We start from the raw sequence: 26,255 nt of genomic DNA, 5'->3' as shown, positions 1-26,255 counted from the left end.
GGCATGGGCGACAGCGAAACGGCAGATCAGATTGCGGCGCTTCCGATGCGCTGGGATAAGACTGGCAAGTTGCGCGTTCTTATGGTCACTTCGCGGGATACCGGTCGGTGGGTTATCCCAAAAGGATGGCCAATGGACGGCAAAAAACCTTGGCATGCCGCAGAAATAGAAGCTCAAGAAGAAGCAGGCGCAGTCGGTACCATATCGCAACGGCCAATCGGTCATTTTTTCTATGATAAACGATACGAGGGGCGAAGCAGCGTTCGCTGCCGCGTTACCCTTTATCCTCTGGTCGTCGAAAAGTTGAAGCGACGCTGGAAGGAAGAAGGTGAACGAACGCGCCATTGGTTCTCACCGGCAAAGGCCGCAAAGTTAGTTCAAGAAAGAGACCTGTCAGATTTGCTGCATAATCTAACGGACGATCCAGAAGTCAAAATTGTTATAAAGAAACTTCGAAATGCTGCATGAGGAAGGGCATGAAAGAACCGGGAAACCCGGACGTACTAAGCTCAAAGGGAGGAAAAAATGAGGAAATTGACATCCACTGCGGTTGGATCGGTGATTGCTCTGGCTGCGTCACTGTCGGCGGCACAGGCCGATAAGCTGACACTCTATTGTTCGGCGCAAGAAGATTGGTGCCAGCTCATGGCGCGAAGCTTTGAAGATGCGACTGGCATCGACGTCAATATGACCCGGAAATCCTCAGGCGAAACCTTTGCACAAATCCGAGCCGAAAGTTCGAACCCGAAGGGTGACGTTTGGTGGGGTGGCACGGGTGACCCGCATTTGCAGGCCGCCGAAGAAGGCCTGACGATGGAATACATGTCGCCAATGCGCGACCAGCTTCATGATTGGGCGATATCTCAGGCGGAAAGCGCCGGCAACAAGACGATCGGTATTTACTCGGGTGCGCTTGGGTATGGCTACAATGCCGACCTTGTCACCGCAAACAACCTGCCCGAACCCGCCTGCTGGAAAGACTTGCTGAAGCCCGAGTACAAGGGCCATGTTCAAATGGCGAACCCGAACTCGTCCGGCACGGCTTATACGACGCTGGCCTCAATGGTGCAGATCTTCGGCGAGGATGAAGGCTTTGAGTTCATGAAAGGCCTGCATTCGAACATCAATCAGTACACCAAGTCTGGTTCAGCACCCATCAAGGCCGCCGGTCGTGGCGAGAATACCATTGGTATTGTCTTCATGCATGATGCTGTGAAACAGGCCGTTTCGGGGTTCCCGATCAAAGTTGTCGCACCATGCGAAGGCACCGGGTATGAAATTGGCTCAATGTCAATCATAGACGGAGCTCGCAACGAGGATGAGGCGAAAAAGTTCTACGATTGGGCCCTCTCGCCCGAAGCTCAGAACCTTGCTCTTCAAGTCAACGCCTTTCAGGTGCCATCAAACAAGGGCGCGGAAACTTCGGACAGTGCGCCTGACATGAGCCAGATCAAGCTGATTGACTACGATTTCAAAAAGTATGGCTCCTCAGACGAACGGAAGCGTCTATTGCAGAAATGGGACGAAGAGGTTTCGACTCTGCCGCAATAAATGACTGACCAGAACTCAAAAACGACCCATCCGGTCCTGATCTTCTGGATCATCGCCGGGTGGGTCGGATTCTGCCTGTTGCCCTGGTACATGGTCGACGGCGGCCTGTGGTCGTTCGAGTGGCTTTTGGACGGCTACCCTTTCAATGAGGATTATGCCCCCGCTGCGTTTCTGATTGGGCAGGGTGAAAAACTCTGGCTGGCGCCGCTCTTGATCGCTCTGGCGCTGCCGCTTTTGGTGTTGAAACGCACCAAATCTGATCCACTTTATGCCCGCATTCTGATCCTGTCCGGCGCGCTCGGTTTCGGTTGGTTGATTGCCCAAGGGTTCAGCATCGGCATAAGAGGATTCAATTTCGATTGGCTGGAAGCGTTGTTTGGCGACCTTGGCGATCGTCAGTTCGGTATGGGCTACGGCGCAATGATATGTGCCTCGAGCTTTCTGTTCCTGCTCACTCAGGGGATCGCAGCAAGAGGTGCCATTAACGGTGACGTCTTTGTTGTGAGCGCCATCGGCGGCGTGATTACAATTGTTACCGCGTTTGTCTTTTTCCCAATTGCCAAAATGCTTTTCGCCGCCTTTATCACCGAAGATGGTGCGTATTCCATTGCGGTATTCTTCTCGAAGTTTTTCGATGATCGACTGTGGGGTCTGGGGTGTTTTCAGGGTGCGCGTTGTGGCGCGGCCTGGAATTCACTGTTCCTTGCCATCCTAGTTGGCGTCATCACCACCGCCCTAGGTCTTTGCTTTGCACTGGTCGTGACGCGTTCAGGCTTTCGTTACAAGCGTGCGCTGCGAGCTCTGACCGTTCTGCCAATAATCACCCCGCCGTTCGTGATCGGCCTGGCGCTAATCCTGCTTTTTGGCCTGTCCGGGTCTGTCACCCGGTTCGTTGCTGAACTATTCGGCACGCAACCGACACGGTGGCTTTACGGAATGCCGGGCATCCTGATTGCGCAGACACTTGCGTTCACACCAATTGCGTTCCTCGTACTGATCGGCGTGGTTGAAGGCGTCTCTCCTTCGATGGAGGAAGCTGCCCAGACCCTCCGGGCCAGCAGATGGCAGACCTTCAAGACCGTATCCTTACCCCTGATGCGCCCTGGTCTGGCTAATGCGTTTCTTCTGGGCTTCATTGAAAGCATGGCCGATTTTGGCAACCCGCTTGTATTGGGCGGCAATTTCGACGTGCTTTCGACCGAAATATTCTTTGCTATCGTCGGCGCTCAATACGATCAAGGTCGGGCGGCAGTTCTAGCCATGGTTCTGCTGTTCTTTACACTTTCAGCCTTTTACGCGCAGCGTGTCTGGTTGGGAAAAAAGAGCTATACAACTGTTACCGGCAAAGGCGATGCAGGGGTTCACCCGCTTATGCCAACCGGCCTTTCGGTTCCAGTGCTGCTCATTGCTTTGGGCTGGGCGCTGTTTACCATAATTGTATACGCGATGATCATCTACGGCAGTGTAGTCGAGTTATGGGGCGTTGATAACTCGCTGACGATCAAACACTACATCACTGCATTCTCGGTTCGCTTCGAAGAAGAGGGTATTCGCTGGACCGGGGCGGCTTGGGACAGTTTCTGGACCACCATAACCATTGCGGCCATTGCAGCACCATTGACTGCGGCCGTTGGATTGGTGACAGCCTACCTGCTGACCCGGCAGAGTTTTGCAGGCAAGAACGCATTTGAGTTCGGCACCATGCTGTCGTTCGCAATTCCCGGAACAGTGATCGGCGTCAGCTACATCCTTGCCTTCAACGTTCCGCCAATCGAAATAACTGGGACTGGCGTTATCCTGGTTGTCAGCTTCATCTTCCGCAATATGCCGGTTGGTGTTCGCGCGGGCATCGCGAGCATGTCGCAACTTGACCGCAGCCTGGATGAATCCTCGCTGACTCTTGGTGCAAACTCTTGGCAGACTTTTCGAAACGTCATCTTACCGCTGCTGCGCCCCGCGATACTTGCCGCGCTTGTTTACAGCTTTGTCCGTGCCATGACGGCGATCTCGGCAGTCATCTTTCTGGTTAGCGCTGAGTATGACATGGCAACCAGCTATATTATCGGTCGGGTCGAGAATAACGATTATGGCCTTGCTATCGCCTATTCGACAACGCTGATTTTCGTAATGCTCGCGGCAGTCGGCTTATTGCAACTTCTCGTCGGTCGGGTCCAAATTGGCCGACGTACGCAGCACGGAACGGAGAGATCGCCATGACCGACACCAAAATCGGTTCCAAGGCCGCGCCGGTATGCTTTGAGAACGTGTCGAAAGTGTTCGGCAAGGATGTCGTCGCCGTCGACAGCATCAATCTTCAAGTAGACGCAGGAAAACTCGTCACGTTGCTTGGTCCGTCAGGCTGCGGAAAAACAACTACGTTGCGCATGATTGCCGGGTTGGAGATGGCAAGCTCAGGCAAAATCCTGATTGGTGACCGAGACGTGACCAAACTGCCGGCCACCGACCGCGATGTTTCCATGGTGTTTCAATCATACGCATTGTTCCCTCATATGAGCGTGTTGGAAAACGTGATGTATGGCCTCACATTCTCGGGCTTTGCAAAGGATGAAGCCCGCGGCCGCGCTATGTATGGATTGGAACTGGTCGGTCTTCAGGGGTTCGGCAACCGTCTTCCCTCTGAACTGTCAGGGGGCCAACAACAACGTGTTGCCGTCGCCCGCGCGCTGGTTCTTGAGCCTCAGGTTCTGCTGTTCGACGAGCCGCTGTCCAATCTCGATGCCAAGCTTCGCCGTCAGGTGCGAGAGGATATTCGGGCAATCCAGCAAGATCTTGGTTTGACGGTTGTTTACGTGACCCATGATCAGGAGGAGGCACTGGCGGTCTCGGACGAAATTGTCGTCATGCGAAACGCAGCGATCGCCCAAATGGGCACTCCACGCCAGCTTTACGATGCCCCGGACGACCGATTTGTTGCCGATTTCATAGGTGAGGCAAACCTTTTGGATTGCCAAATCGTCGATATCAGTGGCGACGTAGCAACGATAGAAATAGAAGGCTACCGCCACACGCTGCCACGTCGCGGTTTGTCCGAAGGAAACGCAACGATTGCAGTGCGACCTTCACGTCTGGTGATCGGCTCAGACCAAGGCATACCAGCCAAGGTGGCGAAGGCGACCTATGTTGGCGTTCGGATGGAATATACGCTGATCGGTGCATTCGGTCAGGTATTTGCCGTACACGATGACGTCGATGCGCCGCTTGATCCCGGCACCGAAATCAGAATGGGTTTTGCTGACAAAGGACCCGTTCTTCTGCCGGATTAAATGCCGAAACTCATTATCATCACTCACCCCGAGGTCTCTATCGATCCGACCGTCCCGATAACTGAGTGGGGCTTGAATGCTGTGGGCCGTAAGCGCGCTACTGAATTTGCATCCAGTGGAATCTTGTCCAACGTCACTCAGATATGGACCAGCGACGAGCGGAAGGCCCGCGAAACAGGCGAGATTCTTGCTGCACCACGAAAGCTGTCAGTGAAATGCAATTTGGATCTTGGTGAGAATGACCGCAGCGCAACCGGTTACTTGCCGCTGAAAGATTTCGAAGCCGCGGCCGATGCTTTCTTTGCTCAGCCGGAAAGTAGCTATCGCGGTTGGGAACCAGCGATCGAAGCACAGATACGCATTCTTCGGACAGTCACTAAGATTATCCGGTCGCATAATGCCGGGGATCTTGCAATTGTAACGCACGGAGCAGTGGGCAAATTGCTTTGGTGCGCACTCTCGAATTGTTCGATAGACCGCAAGCACGACCAACCCTCACAAGGCCATTTCTGGCAGGCAGATTTAGTTACGCTCAAGCCTGATTCATGTTGGGTCTCTTTGACGTAGGTGCTATCCGTTCCAAGCGTTCTCTGCGATCTCACGCAACGTCTCGAACACATCTGGTGTCCCCACGATCACGCGCCCGCCGTCTCGGATCATCTCATCGGCGTCCTGATCCTCGACAACGCCACCCGCTTCCGAGACCAGCAATTGCCCAGCAAGACAATCCCATGCATTCATGTGCTCCTCCACGTAACCCAACAGGCGCCCGGCAGCGACGTAAGCCAATGAAAGCGCTCCGCTGGCGTTTCTGTGAAACATCGCCCCGTGCTCGATCAGATCCTCGATAACAGGTAAGACATGATGGCTCTCAATCCGGTTCGAGTATCCCACAGCCACTGTTCCATCTTGCAACGGCACTCCTAGCGCGACGCTTATCGGTGATCCGTTAAGTGTCGCAGTTTCTCCGCGAGTTGCGACAAAAGTTTCATCCACGTTTGGATCGTGGATCACACCAATTTCCGTTTGGCCCTCAGTGACACCAGCCAGAACAATGGTCCATGCAGGAATACCGTTCACGAAATTCGTGGTCCCATCAATCGGATCAATAACCCAGTCAAAGCCACTCTCTCCCGCTGCCGCGCCATGCTCTTCACCGTATACGCCATCGTTGGGCCACGCCTCCGCGACCCTTTGACGAATGAAAGTCTCGACGTTCTTGTCCGCCTCGCTCACCCAGTCCTGAGCGCCTTTTTGATCAACTATAAGATTGACCCGATCTGCAAAGAACTTTTTGGCAAGTAGCCCAGCCTCCTCGCAGACTTCGGTGGCAAAGTCTCTGCGTTCTGAAAGTCGAGGCATAGGTGCTCCTTTTTCGGTGGGAGAGTTTCCCAACAACACTGTAGGCCAAGCGAAGACTAGGCAACCACATAGTCTTCTCGCTTGCTTCAGGTGCCAATATTGGCTCCATAAACCTTGAGTTACTAGAGTCTACAATCTTCTCCGCGATGAATCTCCCGATCGATAGTTCTCTAATTTCTGTTTGGATTGGATGTAGAACCGACTTGCGTTAGCGCAGCTAAGATCCTGAGACACCGACCCTTTGAATGTCGGCTTACTTGCCGGCGTTCAATTTGGTCTGCGCGCAACAAAGTTCGGCTCTCCATTCGAACCGCAGATCTGAAATGTCCGCTTTGGGCCGGGTGCGGGCATTGCCTTGCGCTGAGTGGACGGCAGCTTTGTCCGCAAAGTGGACGTTCGTGAGCAGCGCAGCGAACGTCTGCTTCGAGCCCAAAGTGGACACTGGTTCGCTACGCAGCATTCATCAATTTGGGCGGAAACTGAACCTTCGCTGCACATTGCGCCATTGGTCGCTCCATTGAGGCCTTACTACCTACGTACCGCTCAATTTGCGAAACTTAGATGGTGAAATTCCAAACCAGCTGGCAAATGTGCGGCGGAAGCTGTTGACCTCGCTGAACCCAAGATTGAAGGCAACCTCCGCGACAGAAAGGTCAGTGCCCGACAACAGCGACCTGGCTCGATCTGTCTGTTCAGCCACACGGATCTCTTTGAAACTGGTGTTCTCTGCAGTGAGCTGCCGTTGCAGCTTGCGTACGCTGACACCCAATGTGGCCGCCACCGTTTCGATGTCGGCGTGCCCCATGGCGAGTTGCGCGCGCAAGGCGTTCCCAACCACCTCTTTGGTGGTTGAGGGCGTTTGCCCCGACCGCACATCGCGGATGCCTGCCAGGGTCATCGCCAGCCTCTCATCGGTTGTCCGCGGATTAGGGGTTTCGATTTCTGACAAAGGGATCGCAATGCTGGCGGCGGATCCCCCCACGCGCACCTCTGCATTGTAGATGTACTGCAGCGCGGTTTCGGTGCCTCGGTGCACCTCTGGCATCTCCACCCAGCTCGGCCGCCAGCGGCGTCCACAGAACTCGCGCACCACAGACTGCAGCACAAACGGAAGGTCCTGATCGATCAAATTTGCCCCGGCGATTCCGCCGAGCATGGCATCAAACCCAAGCACAAAATGATCGCCAACCACGCGGGTGCGCATAACTGACCCCCGTTGCAGGAACGGCAAGATTTTTTCGGCCCGCGCCAGGGCCACATCAAGTTTCGGCGCGCCGAGCACATAGTCTGCGTAGGCCCCAAAGGAGGCGTAATGGAAGTCTTGCGTGATATAGGCACCGATGTGTTTTTCGGAGATCTTCAGGCTGGCGGATTGCATGAATCGCGCCTGAAGCCGATAGGGGAGGAACACCGTCGGGTCTTCCATTACCGCTCGCGACAGTCCAGCTTCTTTCAGGGCATGTTCGGACACCCGCGGCGATGCAATTTGGTCAAGCCCTTGTAGCGCGGGGCGAAACGCCAAGGTGCTTTGCAAAACCGTGTCCATGACGGACAGTTTGTCGTGAAATGATCACTTTTGGAAGTGGCGCGGCCTCCCCCCACAAATTACCTCCAGTTTAGCAAAACGAATGACCCAAACTGAAAGTTGGAGACCAAACATGAAACGCCGTTCCGTCCTGAAAGTTGTTCTGACAAGCGCACTGATTGCGGCTCTTTCGGTGCCTGCAGTCGCCACCGCAGACAGCGCAAAGCCCGTGATTGAAGGTCTGCCAATGGCGGCGCGGACCGCACCGGTTCCTGCGGGCGTGTCCCCGGAACTGGCCGGGCTCATCGAAAGCCGTCAAGTTGGAACGCATGCCGAAACGCCATCCTCCACCGAGCAATGGCTTACGTTGCAAGCCGAGTTTGACGCTGCCTCCCTGCAAGGGGTCGCACGTTTGCTTGAGATGACCGGCGCTCAATTCGCCATCGAGAACGTGGCGGGGGTGACCACCTACCGTGTCACGCCAATCACCATTGATCCCCGATGGGCGGACACCGTTTTTGTGCATGTGCACGGCGGGGCCTTCGTTTTTAATGGTGGTGAGGCCGCCATGGCCGAAGCGATCTGGATGGCGCATGGTTTGGGTGTTGAGGTGGTGTCTGTCGACTATCGCCGCCCACCGCTGCATCCGTTTCCTGCCGCAACAGATGATGTGATCGCCGTGTGGCAGCAAGTTATCAAGGACTATGATCCAGCCAAAGTTGCGATGTTTGGCACATCTGCGGGGGGCAACCTGGTGTTGTCGACGGTTTTACAACTGCGCGACATGGGCACCCCTTTGCCTGGGGCCATTATGGCAGGCACGCCTGCTGTGGATCTGGCGCAGACGTCGGACAGCTGGATCACGTTGCAGGGTCTTGATCCGCTTGGCGCCCGCGAGGGTGTGATTGAAGGCACGTTTGACATTCATGCGGACGGTACCGACCGCACCGATCCGCGACTGTCCCCGATCTACGCCAATCTGGACAACCTGCCGCCGGCGGTTCTTCTGACCGGCACACGCGACCTGTTGCTGAGCGACACGGTGCGCATGCACCGCGCCCTGCGCGCCGCCGGAGTTGCCGCCGATCTACATGTCTACGACGGCCAGTCACACGGCGACTACATGGCAGGTTTCTTCGTGAACGCGCCGGAGACTCATGACGCTTGGCGTGAGCTCAACACCTTCTTTGACCTGCATCTGGAGTGACCAACAATGACCGTTTTTGCAAAACTCCCGCTTCTGCTGTTGGGTCTTCTAATGACACACAGTGCCCATGCAGAGCCTGTTAAAGACTTCACCAACATGCTCGCCGCAGAGACATTTACCGGACGGATAGAGGCCAGTGAGAGCGCCCTGGTGGCCAATTCGGTGCGCGGCATCCTCGCGGCGGTGCATTTCAAGCCGGGCGATACGGTTGAGAAAGGCCAATTGCTGTTTGAAATTGCGGCCCCGGCTTACGAACAAAAGCTCGCCGCCAGCCGTGCGATCGAAAACCGTCGTGAGGCCGAATTGGCAACAGCGGAGGCCGAGGCGCAACGGCAGGCGAAACTTGGCGCGCGCGATGCGGTTTCCGAACTGGCCGTTCAAAACGCTACGGACCGGCTGATACTGGCCAAGGTGGCGTTGCAAGAGGCGCAGGCGCACCGTGCATTGGCAGAGCTTGAGCTGGCTTCGACACAGATCAGGGCGCCGATTTCGGGGCAAATTGGGCTCGCCCAAAAACAGGTGGGCACTTATCTGGACACAGAAAACGGTCAGGCGCTGGCGCAGATTGTGCACACAGACACGGTCCGAGTTGTGTACGGAATGCCGTACAAATCCCTGATCGCGCTGGACCAGCCGACGCCAGAGGGCCTGAGTGCTCTGATAGAGCGCTTTCAGGTCGACTTGCATTTGCCAGGTGACGTTCAGCCACTGGCACAGGGTGGCCGCGTGCTTTTTGCTGAAAGCGTGCTGGCCGCGAACGAAACCCTGCGCATCTGGGCGGAAATCCCAAATCTTGAGCGCGGCCTTATTCCCGGCTTGAACGTCGAAGTCAAAGTCAGCTTTCCAAACTAAAGCAGGTCGCGCGTCAGGCGCGCCCCACTTTTCCTCTCTTTCCTGGAGCAGTTCCATGGCCCGATTCAGCGATCAAATCCACACCCTGAAATACCTGTTTATCGCGGTCGCGGCGATACAGCTGGTGACTGCGGCATCGGGTACCATCGTCGCGCTCTATTTTGCCCAAACCGGCGCGTCTCAGGAAATCGCTGCGCTGGCGCCCGCTGCTTACTCGTTGGGATTCCTGATCGGCTGTTTCTACATTGCAGGCTGGATCACCAGCATTGGACATATTCGTGCATTTTCTGCGGGGGCGGCCATATGCACCGCTGCCGCCCTGCTTTTTTCCGTGACTGAGAACGAGCCCACGCTGCTAATCGTGCGCCTGATGACCGGCGTTGCAACCGCGGGCCTTTTTGCCATCGGTGACGCCTGGATCAGCGAAACCGTCGACGAAAAATCGCGGGGCCGATTGCTTGCCGTGTTTGCCATTGTCCTCGGGTTGATGTCGGTTCTCAGTCAGGTTCTCGTCATCGTTACACCCGACGACCTGAACCAGTCTTTTGTGCTGATGTCCTTGCTCTACTGTCTGGCAATTGTGGTGATCGCCGCGACGCCCAGCACGCCGCCCGAGGGCAAAGAACGGGCGAATGTACGCTTCAAGGCGCTGTTTCAAGACGCGCCCACTGCCGCTCTCGGCGCGCTCACCGTTGGTATCGTGTCCACAGTGTTCATGAATGTTGTGCCGTATCGGGCGGCTGTCATTGGCATTGATGCCACGGATGTGGCTATTGGCATCGCTGCTATTTACGTCGGGCGTATCCTGTTTCTCTATCCGCTTGGATTTGTGTCAGACCGCATGGATCGGCGCCGCGTCATTGTAGTGACGGCGACAGTCGCAACCGGCGCCCTTGCGGCCTTCGCCACTTTCGCCACTGGCGACGGTGCGCGCTACTCAGCCATCGTGGGCACACCACTTTACATTGCAATGCTCGCCGGATTGATCCTCCTGGGCGGATCAATGCTCACCCTCTACTCGCTGCTTTTGGCTCACGCGATGGACCGCACTGTGCCCGTCTATGTCGCGTCCAGTGCTGTCACAATGCTGTTTGTCTTCACCATCGGCGGCATTGCAGGCCCTCTCATGACCAGCGCGCTTTCGGCGGTATTTGGCGATGCGGTCATGGGCTGGACGCTTGTACTTGCGATGGCCGCCTTCGCGGGCTTCACCGCTTTCAGGATCAAAACAGTAGCCCCGGCAGCCAGAGCGGAACAAACCCGCTTTAAGGCGACCGAAACCACTAGCCTCAAATCCGTCCCCACCCAGAAACGGTAAGGTAGGAGACCACCATGATCACCCCCTCAACAAATCTCTTTCGCGCAGAAAAAGCGACTCTGCTCATCTTGCTGGTATTTGTTGCCTTGGCCATCAACGCGGCAAGCGCGATGCTGATGGTACGCGCGGCTAGCGGTTAAACCGCCAAAACAGCCTGAGGATTCACTTTCCGCACAATCTACAGAAATATGAATGTCTGCGGCGGGGCTTTAAATGGTCATTCAGGCAAGTAGAGCTAATGTCGGTTTTGTCCGCACCTAGGACGTAGCTCCGTCTTGTGTGAACGCCCCCTGTCGGGCAGAAGCGGGCATTCGTCCCGAGCCCCCATTTCGACAGCCTTCAAAGAACAGTTAGAACCTTACCTCAGAGAGGATGGGCCTTTGAAAATCATGCCTCGCAAAATCGGCGAGCCTCACTGGCATGCGCACGGTTGACTGAGGGGGTAGGCCGGGGGGCGGGTTCGTCAGATAGGTGCAGCCGATTATCGAATGCTCAGGCCAATCGGCGCAACGTAGCCACCGGCTTAGGGATCCTGTGCGATGGTCGCCATGTGGTCGCCAGTCCCCTGTGGGGCCACGTCGACAATCCTCTAAGTTTTTGATTTGATGGTGCTGCTGGAGAGAATTGAACTCTCGACCTCTCCCTTACCAAGGGAGTGCTCTACCTCTGAGCTACAGCAGCGCTGTGGGCGGGTGATTAGACTCAAACGAAACGCGGCGCAAGGGTGTCTGGACGGTTTTTTTTGTCTCCTGTAGAGAAAGACAATGGCAGACAAAAATTCACCCAAAAAAGACGGTAAATCCGGGGACGCGCGCGAAGAACGGCTTAAGGCCGCGCTCAAGGCAAATATGGCGCGGCGCAAGGCGCAGGCCAAGGCACGAGCGGCTTCCGGAGGCAAGGCCGGCAAGGACGAGGGATAAGAGCAGATGGATTCGATTTTGGTAACGGGCAACGGGCCGCTGAACGGACAGATACCGATTGCGGGGGCCAAGAACGCATGTCTGACGCTGATGCCCGCAACGTTGCTCAGCGAAGAACCGCTGACGTTGACCAATGCGCCACGGCTGAGTGACATCAAGACAATGACTGCGCTGTTGCAATCGCTGGGGGCCGAAGTGTCCTCGTTGCAGGATGGGCAGGTGCTGGCGATGTCCAGCCATGACCTGACCAGTCAGACGGCGGATTATGAGATCGTGCGAAAGATGCGGGCGTCCAATCTGGTGCTGGGTCCGTTGCTGGCGCGTTTCGGGCAGGCCGTCGTGTCGCTGCCCGGTGGGTGTGCCATCGGCGCGCGTCCGATGGATCTGCACGTCGAAGGACTTGAAGCGCTGGGCGCAGAAATTAAACTGAAAGACGGTTACTTGCACGCCAAAGCCCCCGGAGGGTTGAAAGGCGCGGTGCATGAAATGCGCTTTGCCTCGGTGGGCGCGACCGAGAACATCGTCATGGCTGCGACGCTGGCCAAAGGCACGACCGTTCTGAAGAACGCTGCACGAGAACCTGAGATCGTCGATCTGGTCGAATGTCTGCGCAAGATGGGTGCACAGATTTCGGGTGAGGGGACCTCGACCATCGAGATTCAGGGCGTAGATCGGCTGCATGGTGCAACACATCAGGTGGTGACCGACCGGATTGAATTGGGTACCTATATGCTGGCCCCTGCGATGTGCGGCGGCGAGGTTGAGCTGTTGGGAGGTCGTATGGCTTTGGTCGAATCCTTTGCGGCCAAGCTGGATGCGGCAGGCGTGCATGTCGAAGAAACTCAAAATGGCCTGAAGGTTGTCCGCAAAAACGGTCGTGTCAGCGCCGTGGATGTGGTGACCGAGCCATTCCCCGGCTTTCCGACCGACCTGCAGGCGCAGATGATGGCACTGATGTGCACGGCCGAGGGAACTTCGGTTCTGGAAGAACGTATCTTTGAGAACCGCTTCATGCATGCCCCCGAATTGGTGCGCATGGGCGCAAATATCGAAGTGCATGGCGGTACAGCGACCGTGACCGGAGTTGAACGCCTGAAGGGAGCGCCCGTGATGGCGACGGATTTGCGGGCCTCAGTCTCGTTGATTCTGGCCGGAATGGCAGCTGAGGGGGAAACGACCGTCAGTCGGGTCTATCATCTGGACCGCGGATATGAACATGTGGTGCGTAAGCTGGAAGGCGTGGGCGCAAAGATTGAACGGATCAAAGGCCAATGACAGATGCAAGTTTCGAAGACGGACGCGAAGCCCCACTGAATCTGGGGGCCGAGGACGCCGATGACCTTCAGGTGATCTCGACCCTGGCGCAGGATGCGATTTTCCCAATCACCGAAATGACGTGGCGACCCTCTGAACGCCGCTTCGGTTTACTGCTGAATCGCTTCCGCTGGGAAGACAAGGACGCTGCCGCGCGCCGGGATCGGCCATTCGAACGGGTGCAGGCGGTTTTGGTTGTCGGCTCGGTCCTGTCAGTGGCCAGTCAGGGTGTCGACCGCAGCGATAAGGACATGGTGATGTCTCTGCTGTCGATCGATTTCGAAGCCGGAGAAGATGGCGCCGGGCAGATTACGCTGACGCTGGCAGGCGACGGTGCAATCCGTTTGTCGGTCGAGGCGCTGGATGTCACCCTCAAGGACGTGACCCGGCCGTATCAGGCCCCATCCGGTCAGGCACCGCACCATCCGGAATAAGCGCGGCATAGCACAGGCATTCACCGGACCCCCACAGGGTCTGGTGCTGCGCCGTGCGACCGTTTTCGATGTGTTCGATCTGAGCCATGTTCTGATCCGGTCAATTACCGAACTTTGTAAGGCGGACCATCAGGATGATCCTGAGTTGATCGCGCAATGGACCGCAAACAAGGATCCGGCGACGATCAGGGGTTGGATCAGAAACGGCGCACAAATCTGGCTTGCCGAACATAACGGGCAGCCTGCGGCAGTTGGTGGGCTGACCGAAGCCGGAGAAATCACGCTTTTGTATATCGATCCAGGTCACATTGGTTGCGGTATTGGCGGTGCTTTGTTGAAGACGCTAGAGCAGGAACTAATCGCTCTTGGCTGTACCGAGGGGCAGCTTGAAGCCACCCGAACGGCACAGGGTTTCTATGCGCGACACGGCTGGAAAGCCACCGGAGGATGCAGTCAGCGCTGTGACTTATCCTGTCTGAGTATGCGCAAATCGCTGCACCTACAGGACTGAGGGTTGAGGCCGGCCCATCTGGGCGGTATGTCCCGATCAAACGCTCCGGAGTGCCAGAACATGCCTGTTTTCCTCGACACGACGTCGTCTGAATTCGAGACCGCCTTCAAAACACTATTGTCCGCCAAGCGCGAGGACAGCCCGGATGTGGACGCCGTTGTCGCTGAGATTATCGATGACGTGCGGAAACGCGGCGATGCGGCGGTGATCGAACTGACCGCCAAGTTTGACCGGCTGGAGCTGACCCCCGAAACATTGGCCTTCAGCGCTGAACAGATCACTGAGGCTGTGGATCAGGTCTCGGCCGAAGATCGGGCCGCGCTGGAATTGGCTGCCGACCGTATCCGGACCTATCACGAAAGGCAGATGCCTGAGGATCACGCGTGGACCGATGAAGCAGGCGCAACGCTGGGGTGGCGCTGGTCTGCAGTGTCGGCTGCTGGTCTTTATGTGCCCGGCGGGCTGGCATCTTATCCGTCATCAGTGCTGATGAACGCAATCCCGGCCAAGGTTGCGGGGGTCGAGCGTTTGGCCATCGCGGTGCCAACGCCGGACGGGCAGGTGAACCCGTTGGTCCTGCTGGCGGCGCAGCTTTCCGGTGTGGATACAGTCTATCGTGTAGGCGGTGCACAGGCGATTGCCGCACTGGCCTATGGCACCGACAGTATCGCGCCCGTCGACAAGATCACCGGGCCGGGCAACGCCTTTGTCGCCGCCGCCAAGCGCCGCGTTTTTGGAAAGGTTGGCATAGACATGATTGCCGGCCCGTCCGAGATTCTGGTGATTGCCGACAAGGACAACGACCCCGACTGGATCGCGTTGGATCTGCTTAGCCAAGCAGAACATGACGAAAGCGCGCAGTCGATTCTGATTACAGATGACGCCGGGTTTGGGCAGGCTGTCGCCAAAGCCGTCGATAAAATCCTTGAAACCCTGCAACGCCGCGCAATCGCGGGGGCCAGCTGGCGTGATTTCGGCGCGATCATCACCGTGCGTAATTTGGACGAGGCGGCGGCATTGTCGAACCGCATCGCGCCCGAACACCTTGAGTTGTGCGTGGCCGACCCGGTCGCGCTGAGCGCCAAGACTGTCCACGCTGGCGCTATCTTCCTGGGCCAGTACACGCCCGAGGCCATTGGAGACTATGTTGGCGGCCCCAACCACGTACTGCCGACGGCCCGTTCGGCCCGCTTCTCCTCGGGTCTCAGCGTGATGGATTTTCTCAAGCGCACCACACTCAGCCAAATGACACCAGAAGCCCTGCGTGCAATCGGACCAGCAGCTGAGCAACTGGCACAATCCGAAAGCCTAGAGGCGCATGGGCTGTCTGTCACGGCGCGGCTGAAGCGCCTGAATGGCTGAAGGTTTATGGCTATGGGGTCACACCTGCTGTGAACCTGTATTGGTTTTCATGGATTGGGCTTGAAACATATGGGTGTTCAACGGCGCCCTAGCCGCAAGACGACCCGGTACAAAGGAGCCAGACTTGGAACGCGTGGCAACACTCTGGATCGGCAAACGGTTTAGTTTTCTAGAGCATTTGTGCCTGAAATCCTTCGCGGATGTGGACCAGAAGCCGATCGTCTACCACTATGGCGACCTCGAGGATATTCCGGATTACATCGAGGCGCGTGACGCACGTGAAGTATTTGATACGTCCGAGATTTACTGCGACCCGATCACCCGATCCGTTGCCGTTCATGCGGATCTGTTCCGCCTGAAGCTTATGCAGGATACCGACTATATCTGGGTGGATGCCGATGCCTACGCGAACAGACCGTTCGAGACCAAACAGGGTTACTTGTTTCCTAAGGCGAATATGAAACGTCGACGTATGATGAATGGTGTTGTTGCCTTGCCAAGCGACAGCCCGGCATTGAAAAAAATGTGTGATTTTGCTTTTGACAGTGACCTTGTTCCGCCCTGGTGGGCAGAGGATCGGCGAAAGAGCTACATCGACATATTCGGCAGATCAACTGTCTGGAGTTTGCCGCTTTCGACCTTTGGGCCACCTTTGTTCTTTCACTACATTTATGACACGCCGGAACATGATATGTGTTCTGCCCGCGCCGAGCTTTACGCGATTCCTCTTAGGTACAGAAAGCACTGGAACGATCCGGATATGTCGGCGCTCGAGTTTCTGGACTGGCAGAACAAAATGTCCGTGCATTTCTTTGGATCTTGGTTTCGGAAGATTTTTCAGGGTCGTGAAATCGCCAAGGGCTCGCTTGTCGACACCCTGCTGCGGAAGCACGGAATCGACCCTTCGGATCACCCGTTGTAGCGAGTTTGTCAGGAAATGGTCTGTGTGCGTTGCCCATTTAATTTTGTTGCTATAAGTCTGTCCCGACCTGAACGGACCACGCCTTATGACTCGTATCTCGCACATCGAACTTGACGACCGAAACCTGCCTCCGCCGACCCCCGAGATTGAGCAGGAGCGTAAGGTTGCGATCTATGATTTGCTGGAAGAAAACAGCTTTGCGCTGCCGGTGCGCGATGACCGTGTCACGCCTGATGGACCATACCGTGTGCAGCTGTCGATCCGCGATAAGCGGCTGGTCTTTGACATAGCCACCGAGGCCGAGGAAAAGGCAGCTGAGTTTCACCTGTCGCTGGGGCCGTTCCGGCAAGTGGTCAAAGATTATTTTCAGATCTGCGAAAGCTATTTCAACGCGGTAAAAACCCTGCCGCCCAGCCAGATCGAAACCATCGACATGGCCCGTCGCGGCATCCACAACGAAGGCAGCCGCGTCTTGCAGGAGCGACTTGAAGGTAAGGCCGACATAGATACCGATACCGCGCGTCGCCTTTTCACGCTGATCTGCGTGCTGCATTTCGGGGGCTGACGCGTGAAGCCTTTACCGCAGTCGGTCCTGTTTTGTTGCGACCATAACGCGGTTCGGTCCCCTATGGCCGAAGGGCTCATGAAAAAGTTCTATGGTACGGGCACTTATGTGCAGTCCGCCGGTGTGCGAAATGACCTTGAGATTGACGGATTTTGCATTGCTGTCTGTCAGGAAGTCGGCGTTGAACTGTCCCGCCATCGGTCCCGCTCGTTTGATGAGATGCAGGAATGGGGTGACGACCTCAGCTCGTTCGACTTGATCGTTGCGTTGTCTCCAGCCAGTCAGCGCCAGGCTCTGGAATTGACGCGCATTTTTCACTTGGATGTCGATTATTGGCCAATAATGGACCCTACCGGACTGGGCGAAAGCCGCGCAGACAAGTTAATTCACTACCGACAGACCCGCGACCAGATCATTCAGCATCTCAAAGGTCGCTGGGGCGAACCTACGGAGTGACCATGAACCAGACCGTCAAAACCTATTTCGACGCTTTCAATGCCGGTGACGTCGACGGCATGCTGGCTTGCCTGTCAGATGACGTGGCTCATCACGTGAACGAAGGCCAGATCCGCACTGGCAAGGAAAAATTTGCAGCCTTCTGCGCCCATATGAACCGCTGCTACAAGGAACACCTGACGGACATCGTGGTGTTTGAGGCCGAAGGCGGCACCCGCGCTTCGGCCGAGTTCACTGTGAACGGCACCTATCTGCAAACGGATGAGGGTTTGCCCGAAGCCCACGGCCAGACCTATCGCTTGCCCGCTGGGTCGTTCTTTGACTTGAAAGACGGCAAGATCACCCGCGTTACCACGTTCTACAACCTCGCTGACTGGACAAAGCAGGTTTCGAATGGCTGAGGTTACAGCTGTCCGCCCCCTGACTGGCGCGGCGCTGACAAATGCTTTGGACGATGTGGCGCGTTTGCGGATTCTAGTGTTTCGGGCATGGCCGTATCTGTATGACGGCGACATCGATTACGAGCGGAAGTACCTGCAATCTTACCGTGACAGCGACAAAGCGGTCGTTGTTGGAGCGTTCGATGGTGACCGCCTGATAGGCACTTCAACCGGTGCCCCTCTGACCGATCACGCTGATGATTTCGCCGCCGCCTTTGAAGGCTCGGGCCTGGACCTGACCGACATCTTCTACTGCGCCGAATCTGTCCTTTTGCCGGACTATCGGGGGCAGGGGGTTGGGCATAAGTTTTTTGACCTTCGCGAGGCACACGCGCGCAAGCTGGGCTACAGAAAATGCGCCTTTTGCAGTGTACAGCGCGCCCCAGACCACCCCATGCGGTCCAATAATTATCGCCCCTTGGATACCGTCTGGCGCGCGCGGGGATATGAGCCGCTGCCCGGTGTGATCGCGCAGTTTTCGTGGAAGGATGTTGGCGAAGAGGGCGAGACAGCAAAGCGACTGCAGTTTTGGATGCGGGATCTGTAGATAGTTTTCGTCTGCTCTGCGGACAAATCGGTCTTTTGCTGTTCTTGTGCCTTGTCTTAGTCGAGCCTGAACCCGATTTTCATAGCGACCTGGAAGTGACCAACTTCGCCATCCGTTATGTGACCTCGGATATCCGAAACTTCGAACCAATCAAGGTTTTTAACTGTCTCAGCCGCCTTTGAGATACCCGACCTGATAGCTGCATCAACAGATTCCGTTGACGTGCCGACGACATCGATTTTCTTGTAAGTTGCATTCGTCACTTTCATTCTCCCTAAGCTGAACTGGATTATTGGGTGCGTGTTTGATGGCCCCTCGGAACCGACCCTCAGGCTCTCTCATCATTGCCAAGACATCAACTGAATCTGTCTCTTGCAGACTGACAGATGGTTGTATGCTGACATACCAGCACTTTAAAATGAATTGTGTGCTGGTTCACCGGTCAACAATGACGGTTTCGTTGGCCGCTCATTTCCGACAAGAGCAAGGATTGGCAGTCATTCATGCATCCTGCGGCATTTGACAGTTCGGGGTCATAGCGGAAATGGTCACTCAAAACCCAAGGTGTCAGGATGGGGCTATACAGCCCGCGAACTCACACTTAAATTCGCCCGAGTTTGGACCGCAAGGATAGCCCATGAAAGTCGCTACTGCCGCCTATAACCTCGATTGGCTCGACAGCTGGGCGCAGTATGAAGATAAGCTGGACCGCTGGGTCTCAGACGCCGCGGGGCAGGGGGCGGACCTGCTGGTTTTTCCTGAATATGGCGCGATGGAGCTGTCTACGCTCGACGGGGCCGAGGTGGCGGGTGATCTGGAGCGGTCGATCCACGCGGTCTCGGATCGGATGGCGGATGTGCGAAATCTGCACCGGCGCCTCGCGCAGGAGTACAAGACGTACATTTTGGGCGCATCGGCCCCGGTTCTGGATGGCCCTGGTCGACCTGTGAACCGGGCTGCATTCTATGCCCCAGATGGCAAACAGGACCACCAGGACAAACAGATTATGACCCGGTTCGAACGCGAGTCGTGGGATATCGCCCCTGGCGGCCCATTGAAACTGTTCGATACGGCGCTGGGCAAGATCGGGGTGTTGATCTGTTATGATAGCGAATTTCCGTTGCTGGGTCGTGCTCTCAGCGAGGCAGACCTTATCCTTGTCCCCTCGTGTACCGAAGCGCTTTCGGGTTACTGGCGCGTTCGGATTGGTGCTATGTCAAGAGCGTTGGAAAATCAGTGCGTTACGGTTATGGCGTCATTGGTCGGGAACAACGACTGGTCCGAGGCTGTAGATATGAATACCGGAACGGGTGGCATTTTCGGCCCGCCAGACAAGGGCTTTCCGGCCACCGGCGTACTGGCCGAAGGCACACTTAACCACCCCGGTTGGACCTATGCAGACATCGATCTGTCCGCCATCGCGGAAGTGCGTGCCGACGGCCAGGTGCTGAACCGAACGCACTGGGAAGAACAAGCCCCCCGAGTCGAATCGGTCACATTATCCGCCCTTTAGGTGATTCCGCCCTTGAAATAAGCCCCAAATGGGCTCATTTAAGCGCACATCCTCGCAGATTCTGCGAGTGCAACTTAAATGTGGAGACAACATGGCCAAGGAAGATACGCTCGAATTTCCCGGTGTCGTGAAGGAACTCCTGCCTAATGCGACGTTTCGGGTCGAGCTGGAAAACGGCCATGAGATCATCGCACATACGGCAGGCAAGATGCGCAAGAACCGCATCCGTGTTCTGGCCGGCGACAAAGTTCAGGTCGAGATGACCCCCTATGATCTGACCAAGGGTCGGATCAACTACCGCTTCAAGTAACGCCTGCCGCAATGGCGTTTATCTTAGGATCGGGCAGCCCAAGGCGGCTGGACCTGTTGGCCCAGCTTGGCGTGCAGCCCGATGCCATCCGAGCACCCGACATTGATGAAACGCCGCTGAAAGGTGAGCTGCCGGTGCCCTATTGCAATCGCATTACGCGGGCAAAAGTGCAGGCGGTACAGGCCGATGGCGACGATGTAACTCTTTGCGCGGACACCACGGTCGCACTGGGGCGCCGTATTCTAGGAAAACCAGAAGACGCGAGCCAGGCGGCTGAGTTCCTGCATGCTTTGTCCGGTCGACGGCACCGCGTAATCACCTCGGTCGCCGTACGGTGCGGGGACCGCGTTCTGCAACGTGATGTGGTGTCTCAGGTCAAGGTCAAACGCCTGTCAGACGTTGAAATCAACGCTTACCTGGCGACCGGAGACTGGCAGGGCAAAGCAGGCGCTTACGCCATTCAAGGCCCCGCCGGGGCTTTCATCCCGTGGATTTCCGGTTCGTTTACCGGCATTGTGGGTCTACCTTTGTCCGAGACCGCCGCGCTTTTGCAAGGCATCGGCTATCCCCTGTATCGTGAGGTGTCATGAAGGGTCGAACCATCGTTCTGGATCACATCGAAAACCGCGAAGCTGCCGCCCTTATGGTCGACGGCCAGCTGGACGATTTCCTGATTGCAGCTGACGCGCCCGCGCCGGGTACGATTTACCGTGCCCGTGCCGACCGACCGGTCAAAGGGCAGGGTGGCATGTTCCTGACCACGCCAGATGGTCCGGCCTTTTTACGACAGGTCAAAGGGCTCGCACCCGGTGCCCTGATGTTAGTTCAGGTGACGGGCTATGCCGAACCCGGTAAGGCGCTGCCAGTGACCGATCGGGTTCTGTTTAAAAGCCGCTATGCGATCGTCACGCCTGATGCGCCCGGTTTGAATATCTCACGTTCCATCCACGACGAAGATGAGCGTGACCGCCTTCTTGAAATCGCTCATGAGAGCATGGAGGGCAGCAGCCATGGCCTGATCCTGCGGTCCTGTTGTGAGGGCGAAGGTGCGGCTGAAATCGCCGGAGATATCGGCGCAATGCTGGCCCATGCGGATCAGGTTTTGAACGATCCGGGAACTGAGCCCGAGCTGCTGCTGGAAGGTGACGGACCCCATGTTCTGGCCTGGCGCGACTGGACTGACCCAGCTGAGGTTGTGACACAGCTGGGCAGTTTCGAAACGCATGGCGTATTGGATGCATTGGACGTGGCGCGTGGTATTTCCGAGCCACTGCCCGGAGGCGGGTATCTATATATTCAGCCCACCCGGGCCTTGGTCGCTGTGGATGTCAACACTGGGTCCGACACGTCGATGGCGGCCGGAACCAAGGCCAATTTCGCCTGTGCCAAAGGGCTTGCCCGTGCATTGCGCGTTCGCGGTTTAGGGGGGCAAATCACTCTGGACCTAGCACCAATGCCCAAAAAGGATCGCCGTGGATTCGAGGCCTCTCTGCGCGCTGCGTTGAAGGCAGATTCGATCGAAACCACGCTGGCAGGCTGGACCCCTCTTGGCCACTACGAACTACAGCGCAAACGCGGCCGTATCCCGTTGTCGGAAGTGTTGAAATGAGCTGCCCGATCTGCGCAGAAAAGTCTGTAACCGAGTTTCGGCCATTCTGTTCGAAACGGTGTGCTGATATTGATCTGGCCAAGTGGCTGAACGGGTCCTACGCGGTTCCATCGCAGCGGGAAGAGGACGTTGAAACCGAAGTTTCCGATCCCGAAGCAGAGCAACAACGTCCACATTGAAAAAATGTGAAAAAGCCTCTGGACACTGCCTGTAGCAAGTCATAGAAGGCCTCCACCCAACGGCAAACGCCGTTCCCGTGCCCGGGTAGCTCAGGGGTAGAGCAGTGGATTGAAAATCCTCGTGTCGGTGGTTCGATTCCGCCCCCGGGCACCACAATATCTTCCTGTTGTTTCCGAAATCGTTTGATACTAGCTTGTTTTTGCTGGGTATTGCCGTGAACTATGTCTGGCGTCGTCCTAGGTGGTCCAGCTTAATGTACCCCGACAGGGGGTATCAATCTGGGGTACCGTTTCGATCGAAAAAAGAGGTACCCCCATGTCGGTTCTAAGTGACGCAAAGATTCGAGCGCTGAAGCCGAAGGACAAACCTTTCAAGACAGCCGACTTTGACGGGTTATTCCTACTCACAAAGCCTAATGGATCTAAACTGTGGCGCTTCAAGTATCGCTGGTTGGGCAAGGAGAAACTGCTGGCTTTGGGTAAATACCCGGATGTCTCTTTGAAGCAGGCCAGATCTAAGCGCGATGAGGCTCGATCAGTGCTAGCGGACAACCAGGACCCATCGGCAGTATTTAAAAGGAAGAAGGCAGAACAGGAAGCTGAGCATTATGCTACCTTTGCGCGGTTAGCATCGGATCTTTTAGAGAAAAAGCGCAAAGAAGGGAGGGCGCCGGCAACCCTCGCTAAGACAAGTTGGCTTCACGATATGCTGTGCGCAGAAATTGGATCAATGCCTATCGCGCAGATTACTGCTCGCGATGTGCTAGTACCGCTAAAGAAAGCTGAAGCTAAAGGTACTTACGAAACAGCATTACGTATGCGATCAGCTGCTGGAGCGGTGTTTAGATTTGCGATTTCGCAGGGCCTTATTGACAATGATCCCACCTTTGGTCTGAAGGACGCCCTCGTGCGACCCAAACCAAATCACCGTGCAGCAATCCTTGACCCAGAGGGCGTAGGGGCTTTATTGAACGCCATCGATGGATTTGAAGGTCAGCCAACTACTAGGATTGCGCTCCAACTTTTGGCGCTAACTGCTCTAAGACCCGGGGAGCTTCGCATGGCTGAATGGTCTGAAATCGATGAAAGCGGCGCTGTCTGGATAGTCCCGGAACATCGCGCAAAAATGCGCCGCCCTCACGCGGTGCCACTTTCAAACCAGGCGCAATCCAAACTTGCTGAATTGAAGAGTTTGACTGGTTGGGGAACTTACCTTTTTCCGTCTATTCGGTCGTCCAAACGATGTATGAGCGACAACACTCTTAACGCTGCTCTTCGCAGAATGGGTTATGGCAAGGAAGACATGTCGGCACACGGTTTTCGTGCGATATTCTCTACGTTATCCAATGAGGCAACGCGCTGGCACTCCGACGCTATTGAGAGAGCACTTGCACACGTCGAAGGTAACGAGATTCGCCGAGCTTACGCTCGCGGACAGTACTGGGATGAGAGAACTCGGCTGTCTCAGTGGTGGGCCGACTATTTGGACCAGCTTAGAGCGGCCGAGAAGTAGTCTAGGTTCCAATTAAGCCAATTGAGTTAGGTTTAACGAGATCACTATTGTACTAACCAGTTTTACGCCAACATGGTCGGATTAACTTTCCACATTTTGTCCGCGGAAGAGCCAGAACGCAAAGCCCAATGATTGTCTTCGTTGGGCCGACGCTCAACTATGCCGCCTTTGGTTACTTGCTGTGCTAGGTTTTCGTTTCGGACGTCTCTTAGTCGTTCAGTTTCCGAGCGGCTTGCTTTTCTTCATACTTCTTCCACAACCCCATATGTCCATTTTGTCGTGCGCTTGCCAGCCACAGCTTCTTTCGCGCATCAGGCATTTCCATCGATTTGTACTGTCCACCTGAGAATTTTGGCCAATCTATCGCGAGGCCAAGTTTGACCATTTCAGCGGATAGATCACGGCCATCCTCAAGGTAGCACTTTGCAACAGTCCGTCCGTGGCTGTCTTGCTCGGTCACTTCCGCCTTAATTTTTTGACCTTTGCAGAGCGAAACGAGCGCCCATTTTGCCTTTTTTCCATAGGGGTGGCTCATCTCGGGAGCATCGACGCCGAACAGACGAACCTGTGTTTTCTTAATAACCAGTGTGTCGCCATCTACAACGTACGCTGAACCCGTTAGAATCGTGACGTCGGGTTTTGGTAGCCTATGGTCAGGATCGAAACGCTGCGGCGGCTGCGATGTGCGCTGTCGTTGGTTCGTGGTTAATCTAGGTTTTTCGTGCGCACCAGATTGGCTTGGCGGAGTAGTTGTGTCGCCAGGTCTGTTGCTGCGAACTGCCAGATACACCGCGCCAGCCAAAACCAAACCCAAAACTATCAAGATTTCCACGAGACAGCCCCCAAAAGTTAGGTCAATCAAAATTGTCATACTGGATCATGATCGACCCAAGTACACGTTCGGGTTGATACGCTAGGGGCACTTCACATTCACTTAGAGAGATGTGATGGACTTACCTCGCTGAGCGCATTCACGCGCGGGTCAACCAGGCGACCGATCTCTACGCACTGAAACTCCCAGAATAACAACCGGAATTTCAGTTAGTTCCTATTATTCACGTCTACTAGGACTGGTGGCGCAAGTTGGCGGAAATTCACAGAAGACTGGCAGCTTCGCGCAAGCAATCAATTCATAACGTCCAGATGTGCAACCCAGGGTGAAAAACCTCAATGAACGATCAAGTGACGAACCATCGCGTGATGAGTGTGGAGCAAGGTGTAATATGACGGAAAACAAGGATCGCTTGACGGCTGAGGAAGCCAAGGGACTTCGGACCGCTAAAGAACTAGAAGGTCATCTAGCGTGGTTAGACACGTTTACGCCCGCAGCTTTGGGTGTTCTGGCGATTGCATCTGGCATCTACACCTATCTCGGCGTGTCCTCATTGCTCGAAGATAACGGCGCAGTCTCATTCTTTGCAGCCGTTGCGTATTCAATCGCCGTCTCTGTCGGTATCTTCGTCTTTTGGAGCTACATGCTCCGCCTGCTTCCTTCAATGCGTACGGCTAGTGGCTTCATTGGTTTGACGATCTCCACGATTGTTGGCTCTGTCGCCATTATCGCCATGTCTAGCTGGCTGAACGCAGCCGCACTGGCAGGTTCGGCAGCAGTAGAACAACACTTGGAAAACACCGTCCGTGACTACCAAGCTGCTCTCGAGCAAGCTCACGATATAGCTCTGAGTGGTCAAGCGTTGGGGCGCGAGGTGGAACGCGCCCGCCAGAGTTTTGAAGAACTCGCGGAACTTGAGCAATCTGGAGACCTCTCGGGCACGGCCGGTCGAGGTGCAGTGTTTCGTGTGCTGACCCAAAAGGCTGAAGAGTTACGCAACCTAGAACAGCAGATCGCAGCACAGCAAGAACCTATCGAGGAAGCCTTCCAACAAGGCAACGAAATCCTCGCGAAAATGCGTGAGCTAACCGTCGCGCCCGGTCCGGTAGATCGCCGCTCCGTTCAGTTTTCTGAGGAAAGCGTGAAGTTGGCAGGTGTAATCTCGCGCCTCAACCAATACAGCGTCGCACCACTTGTTGCCCGCGCTGCTGAGGACTTGCCATCATCGGTCGTACTTCCAGAGCTTGATGGACGCAGCTCCGACGTACGAGACGCCCAATCATCCACAATCAACTCTGTTTTGAATGCCTTGGACCAACGCAGCAAGACACTCAAGAACGCTGCTGACGAGGTGTTGGACATGGAGCCACCCATCGAAACGGCATACAACCCGATTTCCAGCGCCGATGCAGTGATCAAATACGCCCACAACTTCTTACCTTCCTGGGCAGGAGCCATAGCCATTGATTTGCTGCCCGCCGTGTTAGTGTTTGTGCTGGCTATCACACAAGCCGCAATCCGCAGCGGTAAGGACGGCATGAGCATCGAGGATACTCTGACACTTGCAGACCTCAGAGCCGCAATGAACGCCATGAAGGACGTAGAGGCTACAATGGGCGTGGCAGACGCAGCAATCCTCAACCGCGCCACTCCACAAAAAGATGAAACGTGATGAACCTACTAAGTCGTCTCGATCCTCGTTCTGGGCTGCGCTACGTACTGATACTAC

The 26,255-nt window shown here is 55.8% G+C and carries 30 protein-coding genes and 2 tRNA genes; 27 read left to right on the top strand and 5 right to left on the bottom strand.

Annotated elements, in window-relative coordinates; genetic code table 11:
* Positions 1–3 precede the first annotated feature (3 nt).
* From AC2FGC_RS06760 to AC2FGC_RS06740, 5 genes are read left to right on the top strand one after another with little or no spacing between them, the layout of a single operon-like run.
* Positions 4–468, top strand: coding sequence for an NUDIX hydrolase (locus AC2FGC_RS06760; protein WP_496741248.1), 465 nt, complete (start codon positions 4–6; stop codon positions 466–468).
* A 57-nt stretch (positions 469–525) separates the two neighbouring features.
* Entirely contained in the window at positions 526–1,551 is a 1,026-nt protein-coding gene (locus AC2FGC_RS06755; protein WP_496781769.1) for an ABC transporter substrate-binding protein, read from the top strand.
* Positions 1,552–3,768, top strand: coding sequence for an ABC transporter permease (locus AC2FGC_RS06750; RefSeq protein ID WP_496781767.1), 2,217 nt, complete (start codon positions 1,552–1,554; stop codon positions 3,766–3,768).
* The gene (locus AC2FGC_RS06745) at positions 3,765–4,835 is read left to right on the top strand and encodes an ABC transporter ATP-binding protein (RefSeq protein ID WP_496741254.1); all 1,071 of its coding nucleotides are present in this window, start codon (positions 3,765–3,767) and stop codon (positions 4,833–4,835) included. Before AC2FGC_RS06750 ends, AC2FGC_RS06745 begins: the two co-directional genes overlap by 4 nt.
* Entirely contained in the window at positions 4,836–5,402 is a 567-nt protein-coding gene (locus AC2FGC_RS06740) for a histidine phosphatase family protein (RefSeq protein ID WP_496781766.1), read from the top strand.
* 3 nt (positions 5,403–5,405) lie between these two features.
* Here the strand turns inward: AC2FGC_RS06740 and AC2FGC_RS06735 are convergent, their stop codons facing one another.
* Both AC2FGC_RS06735 and AC2FGC_RS06730 read right to left on the bottom strand, forming a co-directional pair.
* A complete protein-coding gene (locus AC2FGC_RS06735; RefSeq protein ID WP_496781764.1) occupies positions 5,406–6,197 on the bottom strand; it encodes an inositol monophosphatase family protein in 792 nt (263 codons plus the stop codon).
* A 532-nt stretch (positions 6,198–6,729) separates the two neighbouring features.
* Positions 6,730–7,743, bottom strand: coding sequence for a helix-turn-helix transcriptional regulator (locus tag AC2FGC_RS06730; RefSeq protein ID WP_496781762.1), 1,014 nt, complete (start codon positions 7,741–7,743; stop codon positions 6,730–6,732).
* A 112-nt stretch (positions 7,744–7,855) separates the two neighbouring features.
* Between AC2FGC_RS06730 and AC2FGC_RS06725 the strand changes: the two genes are divergently transcribed.
* Genes AC2FGC_RS06725 through AC2FGC_RS06710 form a run of 4 tightly spaced genes read left to right on the top strand, consistent with a single transcriptional unit; the run spans position 7,856 to position 11,239 of the window.
* Positions 7,856–8,929, top strand: coding sequence for an alpha/beta hydrolase (locus AC2FGC_RS06725; protein ID WP_496781760.1), 1,074 nt, complete (start codon positions 7,856–7,858; stop codon positions 8,927–8,929).
* 6 nt (positions 8,930–8,935) lie between these two features.
* A complete protein-coding gene (locus tag AC2FGC_RS06720; protein ID WP_496781758.1) occupies positions 8,936–9,781 on the top strand; it encodes an efflux RND transporter periplasmic adaptor subunit in 846 nt (281 codons plus the stop codon).
* 55 nt (positions 9,782–9,836) lie between these two features.
* Positions 9,837–11,099, top strand: a complete 1,263-nt coding sequence (locus AC2FGC_RS06715; protein ID WP_496781756.1) for an MFS transporter — start codon at positions 9,837–9,839, stop codon at positions 11,097–11,099.
* Positions 11,100–11,113: 14 nt separating this feature from the next.
* Complete coding sequence (locus AC2FGC_RS06710) at positions 11,114–11,239, top strand: hypothetical protein (protein ID WP_496781755.1); 126 nt, start codon at positions 11,114–11,116, stop codon at positions 11,237–11,239.
* A gap of 466 nt (positions 11,240–11,705) precedes the next feature.
* On the opposite strand, the gene AC2FGC_RS06705 is transcribed toward AC2FGC_RS06710, so the two are convergent.
* A tRNA-Thr gene (locus AC2FGC_RS06705) sits at positions 11,706–11,780 on the bottom strand.
* Between the two features lie 83 nt (positions 11,781–11,863).
* Here AC2FGC_RS06705 and AC2FGC_RS06700 point away from each other — a divergent pair.
* The 10 genes from AC2FGC_RS06700 to AC2FGC_RS06655 all read left to right on the top strand — a co-directional run bounded on the left by AC2FGC_RS06700 (position 11,864) and on the right by AC2FGC_RS06655 (position 18,570).
* A complete protein-coding gene (locus AC2FGC_RS06700; protein ID WP_496781753.1) occupies positions 11,864–12,019 on the top strand; it encodes a hypothetical protein in 156 nt (51 codons plus the stop codon).
* 6 nt (positions 12,020–12,025) lie between these two features.
* A complete protein-coding gene (murA, locus tag AC2FGC_RS06695; protein WP_496725484.1) occupies positions 12,026–13,294 on the top strand; it encodes a UDP-N-acetylglucosamine 1-carboxyvinyltransferase in 1,269 nt (422 codons plus the stop codon).
* Positions 13,291–13,767, top strand: coding sequence for a DUF2948 family protein (locus AC2FGC_RS06690; RefSeq protein WP_496725485.1), 477 nt, complete (start codon positions 13,291–13,293; stop codon positions 13,765–13,767). The genes murA and AC2FGC_RS06690 overlap by 4 nt, the downstream gene beginning before the upstream one ends.
* Before the next feature lie 43 nt (positions 13,768–13,810).
* Positions 13,811–14,278, top strand: a complete 468-nt coding sequence (locus AC2FGC_RS06685) for a GNAT family N-acetyltransferase (protein ID WP_496725486.1) — start codon at positions 13,811–13,813, stop codon at positions 14,276–14,278.
* Positions 14,279–14,338: 60 nt separating this feature from the next.
* Complete coding sequence (gene hisD / locus AC2FGC_RS06680; RefSeq protein ID WP_496725487.1) at positions 14,339–15,640, top strand: histidinol dehydrogenase; 1,302 nt, start codon at positions 14,339–14,341, stop codon at positions 15,638–15,640.
* 124 nt (positions 15,641–15,764) lie between these two features.
* Positions 15,765–16,562 carry a hypothetical protein gene (locus tag AC2FGC_RS06675; protein WP_496725488.1) on the top strand — a complete coding sequence of 266 codons (798 nt, stop codon included), beginning with the start codon at positions 15,765–15,767 and terminating at the stop codon, positions 16,560–16,562.
* A gap of 85 nt (positions 16,563–16,647) precedes the next feature.
* Positions 16,648–17,127 carry a UPF0262 family protein gene (locus tag AC2FGC_RS06670; protein ID WP_496696377.1) on the top strand — a complete coding sequence of 160 codons (480 nt, stop codon included), beginning with the start codon at positions 16,648–16,650 and terminating at the stop codon, positions 17,125–17,127.
* A 3-nt stretch (positions 17,128–17,130) separates the two neighbouring features.
* Positions 17,131–17,583, top strand: a complete 453-nt coding sequence (locus AC2FGC_RS06665) for an arsenate-mycothiol transferase ArsC (RefSeq protein WP_058275393.1) — start codon at positions 17,131–17,133, stop codon at positions 17,581–17,583.
* 2 nt (positions 17,584–17,585) lie between these two features.
* Positions 17,586–17,984, top strand: coding sequence for a ketosteroid isomerase-related protein (locus AC2FGC_RS06660; RefSeq protein WP_496725489.1), 399 nt, complete (start codon positions 17,586–17,588; stop codon positions 17,982–17,984).
* Entirely contained in the window at positions 17,977–18,570 is a 594-nt protein-coding gene (locus tag AC2FGC_RS06655; RefSeq protein ID WP_496781751.1) for a GNAT family N-acetyltransferase, read from the top strand. The genes AC2FGC_RS06660 and AC2FGC_RS06655 overlap by 8 nt, the downstream gene beginning before the upstream one ends.
* A 56-nt stretch (positions 18,571–18,626) precedes the next feature.
* Here AC2FGC_RS06655 and AC2FGC_RS06650 read toward each other — a convergent pair whose 3' ends face one another.
* Positions 18,627–18,839 carry a dodecin gene (locus AC2FGC_RS06650; protein WP_496781749.1) on the bottom strand — a complete coding sequence of 71 codons (213 nt, stop codon included), beginning with the start codon at positions 18,837–18,839 and terminating at the stop codon, positions 18,627–18,629.
* Between the two features lie 368 nt (positions 18,840–19,207).
* Between AC2FGC_RS06650 and AC2FGC_RS06645 the strand changes: the two genes are divergently transcribed.
* The 7 genes from AC2FGC_RS06645 to AC2FGC_RS06615 all read left to right on the top strand — a co-directional run bounded on the left by AC2FGC_RS06645 (position 19,208) and on the right by AC2FGC_RS06615 (position 23,694).
* On the top strand, positions 19,208–20,083 hold the full coding sequence (locus AC2FGC_RS06645) for a carbon-nitrogen hydrolase family protein (protein ID WP_496725492.1): 876 nt from the start codon (positions 19,208–19,210) through the stop codon (positions 20,081–20,083).
* Between the two features lie 91 nt (positions 20,084–20,174).
* The gene (gene infA, locus AC2FGC_RS06640) at positions 20,175–20,393 is read left to right on the top strand and encodes a translation initiation factor IF-1 (protein WP_005978431.1); all 219 of its coding nucleotides are present in this window, start codon (positions 20,175–20,177) and stop codon (positions 20,391–20,393) included.
* A gap of 11 nt (positions 20,394–20,404) precedes the next feature.
* Positions 20,405–20,983 carry a Maf family protein gene (locus tag AC2FGC_RS06635; RefSeq protein ID WP_496725493.1) on the top strand — a complete coding sequence of 193 codons (579 nt, stop codon included), beginning with the start codon at positions 20,405–20,407 and terminating at the stop codon, positions 20,981–20,983.
* Positions 20,980–22,002: a ribonuclease E/G gene (locus AC2FGC_RS06630; RefSeq protein WP_496725494.1), complete on the top strand. Its 1,023-nt coding sequence runs from the start codon at positions 20,980–20,982 to the stop codon at positions 22,000–22,002. Before AC2FGC_RS06635 ends, AC2FGC_RS06630 begins: the two co-directional genes overlap by 4 nt.
* A complete protein-coding gene (locus AC2FGC_RS06625) occupies positions 21,999–22,181 on the top strand; it encodes a DNA gyrase inhibitor YacG (RefSeq protein WP_109312468.1) in 183 nt (60 codons plus the stop codon). The genes AC2FGC_RS06630 and AC2FGC_RS06625 overlap by 4 nt, the downstream gene beginning before the upstream one ends.
* 79 nt (positions 22,182–22,260) lie before the next feature.
* Positions 22,261–22,335 (top strand) — tRNA-Phe (locus AC2FGC_RS06620).
* A gap of 162 nt (positions 22,336–22,497) precedes the next feature.
* Positions 22,498–23,694, top strand: a complete 1,197-nt coding sequence (locus AC2FGC_RS06615) for a tyrosine-type recombinase/integrase (RefSeq protein WP_496781747.1) — start codon at positions 22,498–22,500, stop codon at positions 23,692–23,694.
* 208 nt (positions 23,695–23,902) lie between these two features.
* Here AC2FGC_RS06615 and AC2FGC_RS06610 read toward each other — a convergent pair whose 3' ends face one another.
* Entirely contained in the window at positions 23,903–24,565 is a 663-nt protein-coding gene (locus AC2FGC_RS06610; protein ID WP_496781745.1) for a thermonuclease family protein, read from the bottom strand.
* Positions 24,566–24,917: 352 nt separating this feature from the next.
* Here AC2FGC_RS06610 and AC2FGC_RS06605 point away from each other — a divergent pair, with 352 nt between their 5' ends.
* On the top strand, positions 24,918–26,198 hold the full coding sequence (locus AC2FGC_RS06605) for a hypothetical protein (RefSeq protein WP_496781743.1): 1,281 nt from the start codon (positions 24,918–24,920) through the stop codon (positions 26,196–26,198).
* The last annotated feature ends 57 nt before the right edge of the window (positions 26,199–26,255 follow it).

This window comes from Ruegeria sp. CDSC054, assembly GCF_059610645.1.
The sequence above is the reverse complement of the archived record's forward strand: the minus strand, read 5'-3'. Positions and strand labels throughout refer to the sequence as shown.

Coding starts and splice junctions, on each gene's coding strand:
- AC2FGC_RS06720 (WP_496781758.1), top strand. CDS start 8,936: ATGACCGTTTTTGCAAAACTCCCGCTTCTGCTGTTGGGTCTTCTAATG.
- AC2FGC_RS06655 (WP_496781751.1), top strand. CDS start 17,977: ATGGCTGAGGTTACAGCTGTCCGCCCCCTGACTGGCGCGGCGCTGACA.
- AC2FGC_RS06750 (WP_496781767.1), top strand. CDS start 1,552: ATGACTGACCAGAACTCAAAAACGACCCATCCGGTCCTGATCTTCTGG.
- murA (WP_496725484.1), top strand. CDS start 12,026: ATGGATTCGATTTTGGTAACGGGCAACGGGCCGCTGAACGGACAGATA.
- AC2FGC_RS06760 (WP_496741248.1), top strand. CDS start 4: ATGGGCGACAGCGAAACGGCAGATCAGATTGCGGCGCTTCCGATGCGC.
- AC2FGC_RS06660 (WP_496725489.1), top strand. CDS start 17,586: ATGAACCAGACCGTCAAAACCTATTTCGACGCTTTCAATGCCGGTGAC.
- AC2FGC_RS06625 (WP_109312468.1), top strand. CDS start 21,999: ATGAGCTGCCCGATCTGCGCAGAAAAGTCTGTAACCGAGTTTCGGCCA.
- AC2FGC_RS06610 (WP_496781745.1), bottom strand. CDS start 24,565: ATGACAATTTTGATTGACCTAACTTTTGGGGGCTGTCTCGTGGAAATC.
- AC2FGC_RS06725 (WP_496781760.1), top strand. CDS start 7,856: ATGAAACGCCGTTCCGTCCTGAAAGTTGTTCTGACAAGCGCACTGATT.
- infA (WP_005978431.1), top strand. CDS start 20,175: ATGGCCAAGGAAGATACGCTCGAATTTCCCGGTGTCGTGAAGGAACTC.
- hisD (WP_496725487.1), top strand. CDS start 14,339: ATGCCTGTTTTCCTCGACACGACGTCGTCTGAATTCGAGACCGCCTTC.
- AC2FGC_RS06715 (WP_496781756.1), top strand. CDS start 9,837: ATGGCCCGATTCAGCGATCAAATCCACACCCTGAAATACCTGTTTATC.
- AC2FGC_RS06730 (WP_496781762.1), bottom strand. CDS start 7,743: ATGGACACGGTTTTGCAAAGCACCTTGGCGTTTCGCCCCGCGCTACAA.
- AC2FGC_RS06690 (WP_496725485.1), top strand. CDS start 13,291: ATGACAGATGCAAGTTTCGAAGACGGACGCGAAGCCCCACTGAATCTG.
- AC2FGC_RS06630 (WP_496725494.1), top strand. CDS start 20,980: ATGAAGGGTCGAACCATCGTTCTGGATCACATCGAAAACCGCGAAGCT.
- AC2FGC_RS06710 (WP_496781755.1), top strand. CDS start 11,114: ATGATCACCCCCTCAACAAATCTCTTTCGCGCAGAAAAAGCGACTCTG.
- AC2FGC_RS06615 (WP_496781747.1), top strand. CDS start 22,498: ATGTCGGTTCTAAGTGACGCAAAGATTCGAGCGCTGAAGCCGAAGGAC.
- AC2FGC_RS06650 (WP_496781749.1), bottom strand. CDS start 18,839: ATGAAAGTGACGAATGCAACTTACAAGAAAATCGATGTCGTCGGCACG.
- AC2FGC_RS06605 (WP_496781743.1), top strand. CDS start 24,918: ATGACGGAAAACAAGGATCGCTTGACGGCTGAGGAAGCCAAGGGACTT.
- AC2FGC_RS06740 (WP_496781766.1), top strand. CDS start 4,836: ATGCCGAAACTCATTATCATCACTCACCCCGAGGTCTCTATCGATCCG.
- AC2FGC_RS06745 (WP_496741254.1), top strand. CDS start 3,765: ATGACCGACACCAAAATCGGTTCCAAGGCCGCGCCGGTATGCTTTGAG.
- AC2FGC_RS06700 (WP_496781753.1), top strand. CDS start 11,864: ATGGCAGACAAAAATTCACCCAAAAAAGACGGTAAATCCGGGGACGCG.
- AC2FGC_RS06635 (WP_496725493.1), top strand. CDS start 20,405: ATGGCGTTTATCTTAGGATCGGGCAGCCCAAGGCGGCTGGACCTGTTG.
- AC2FGC_RS06645 (WP_496725492.1), top strand. CDS start 19,208: ATGAAAGTCGCTACTGCCGCCTATAACCTCGATTGGCTCGACAGCTGG.
- AC2FGC_RS06735 (WP_496781764.1), bottom strand. CDS start 6,197: ATGCCTCGACTTTCAGAACGCAGAGACTTTGCCACCGAAGTCTGCGAG.
- AC2FGC_RS06755 (WP_496781769.1), top strand. CDS start 526: ATGAGGAAATTGACATCCACTGCGGTTGGATCGGTGATTGCTCTGGCT.
- AC2FGC_RS06670 (WP_496696377.1), top strand. CDS start 16,648: ATGACTCGTATCTCGCACATCGAACTTGACGACCGAAACCTGCCTCCG.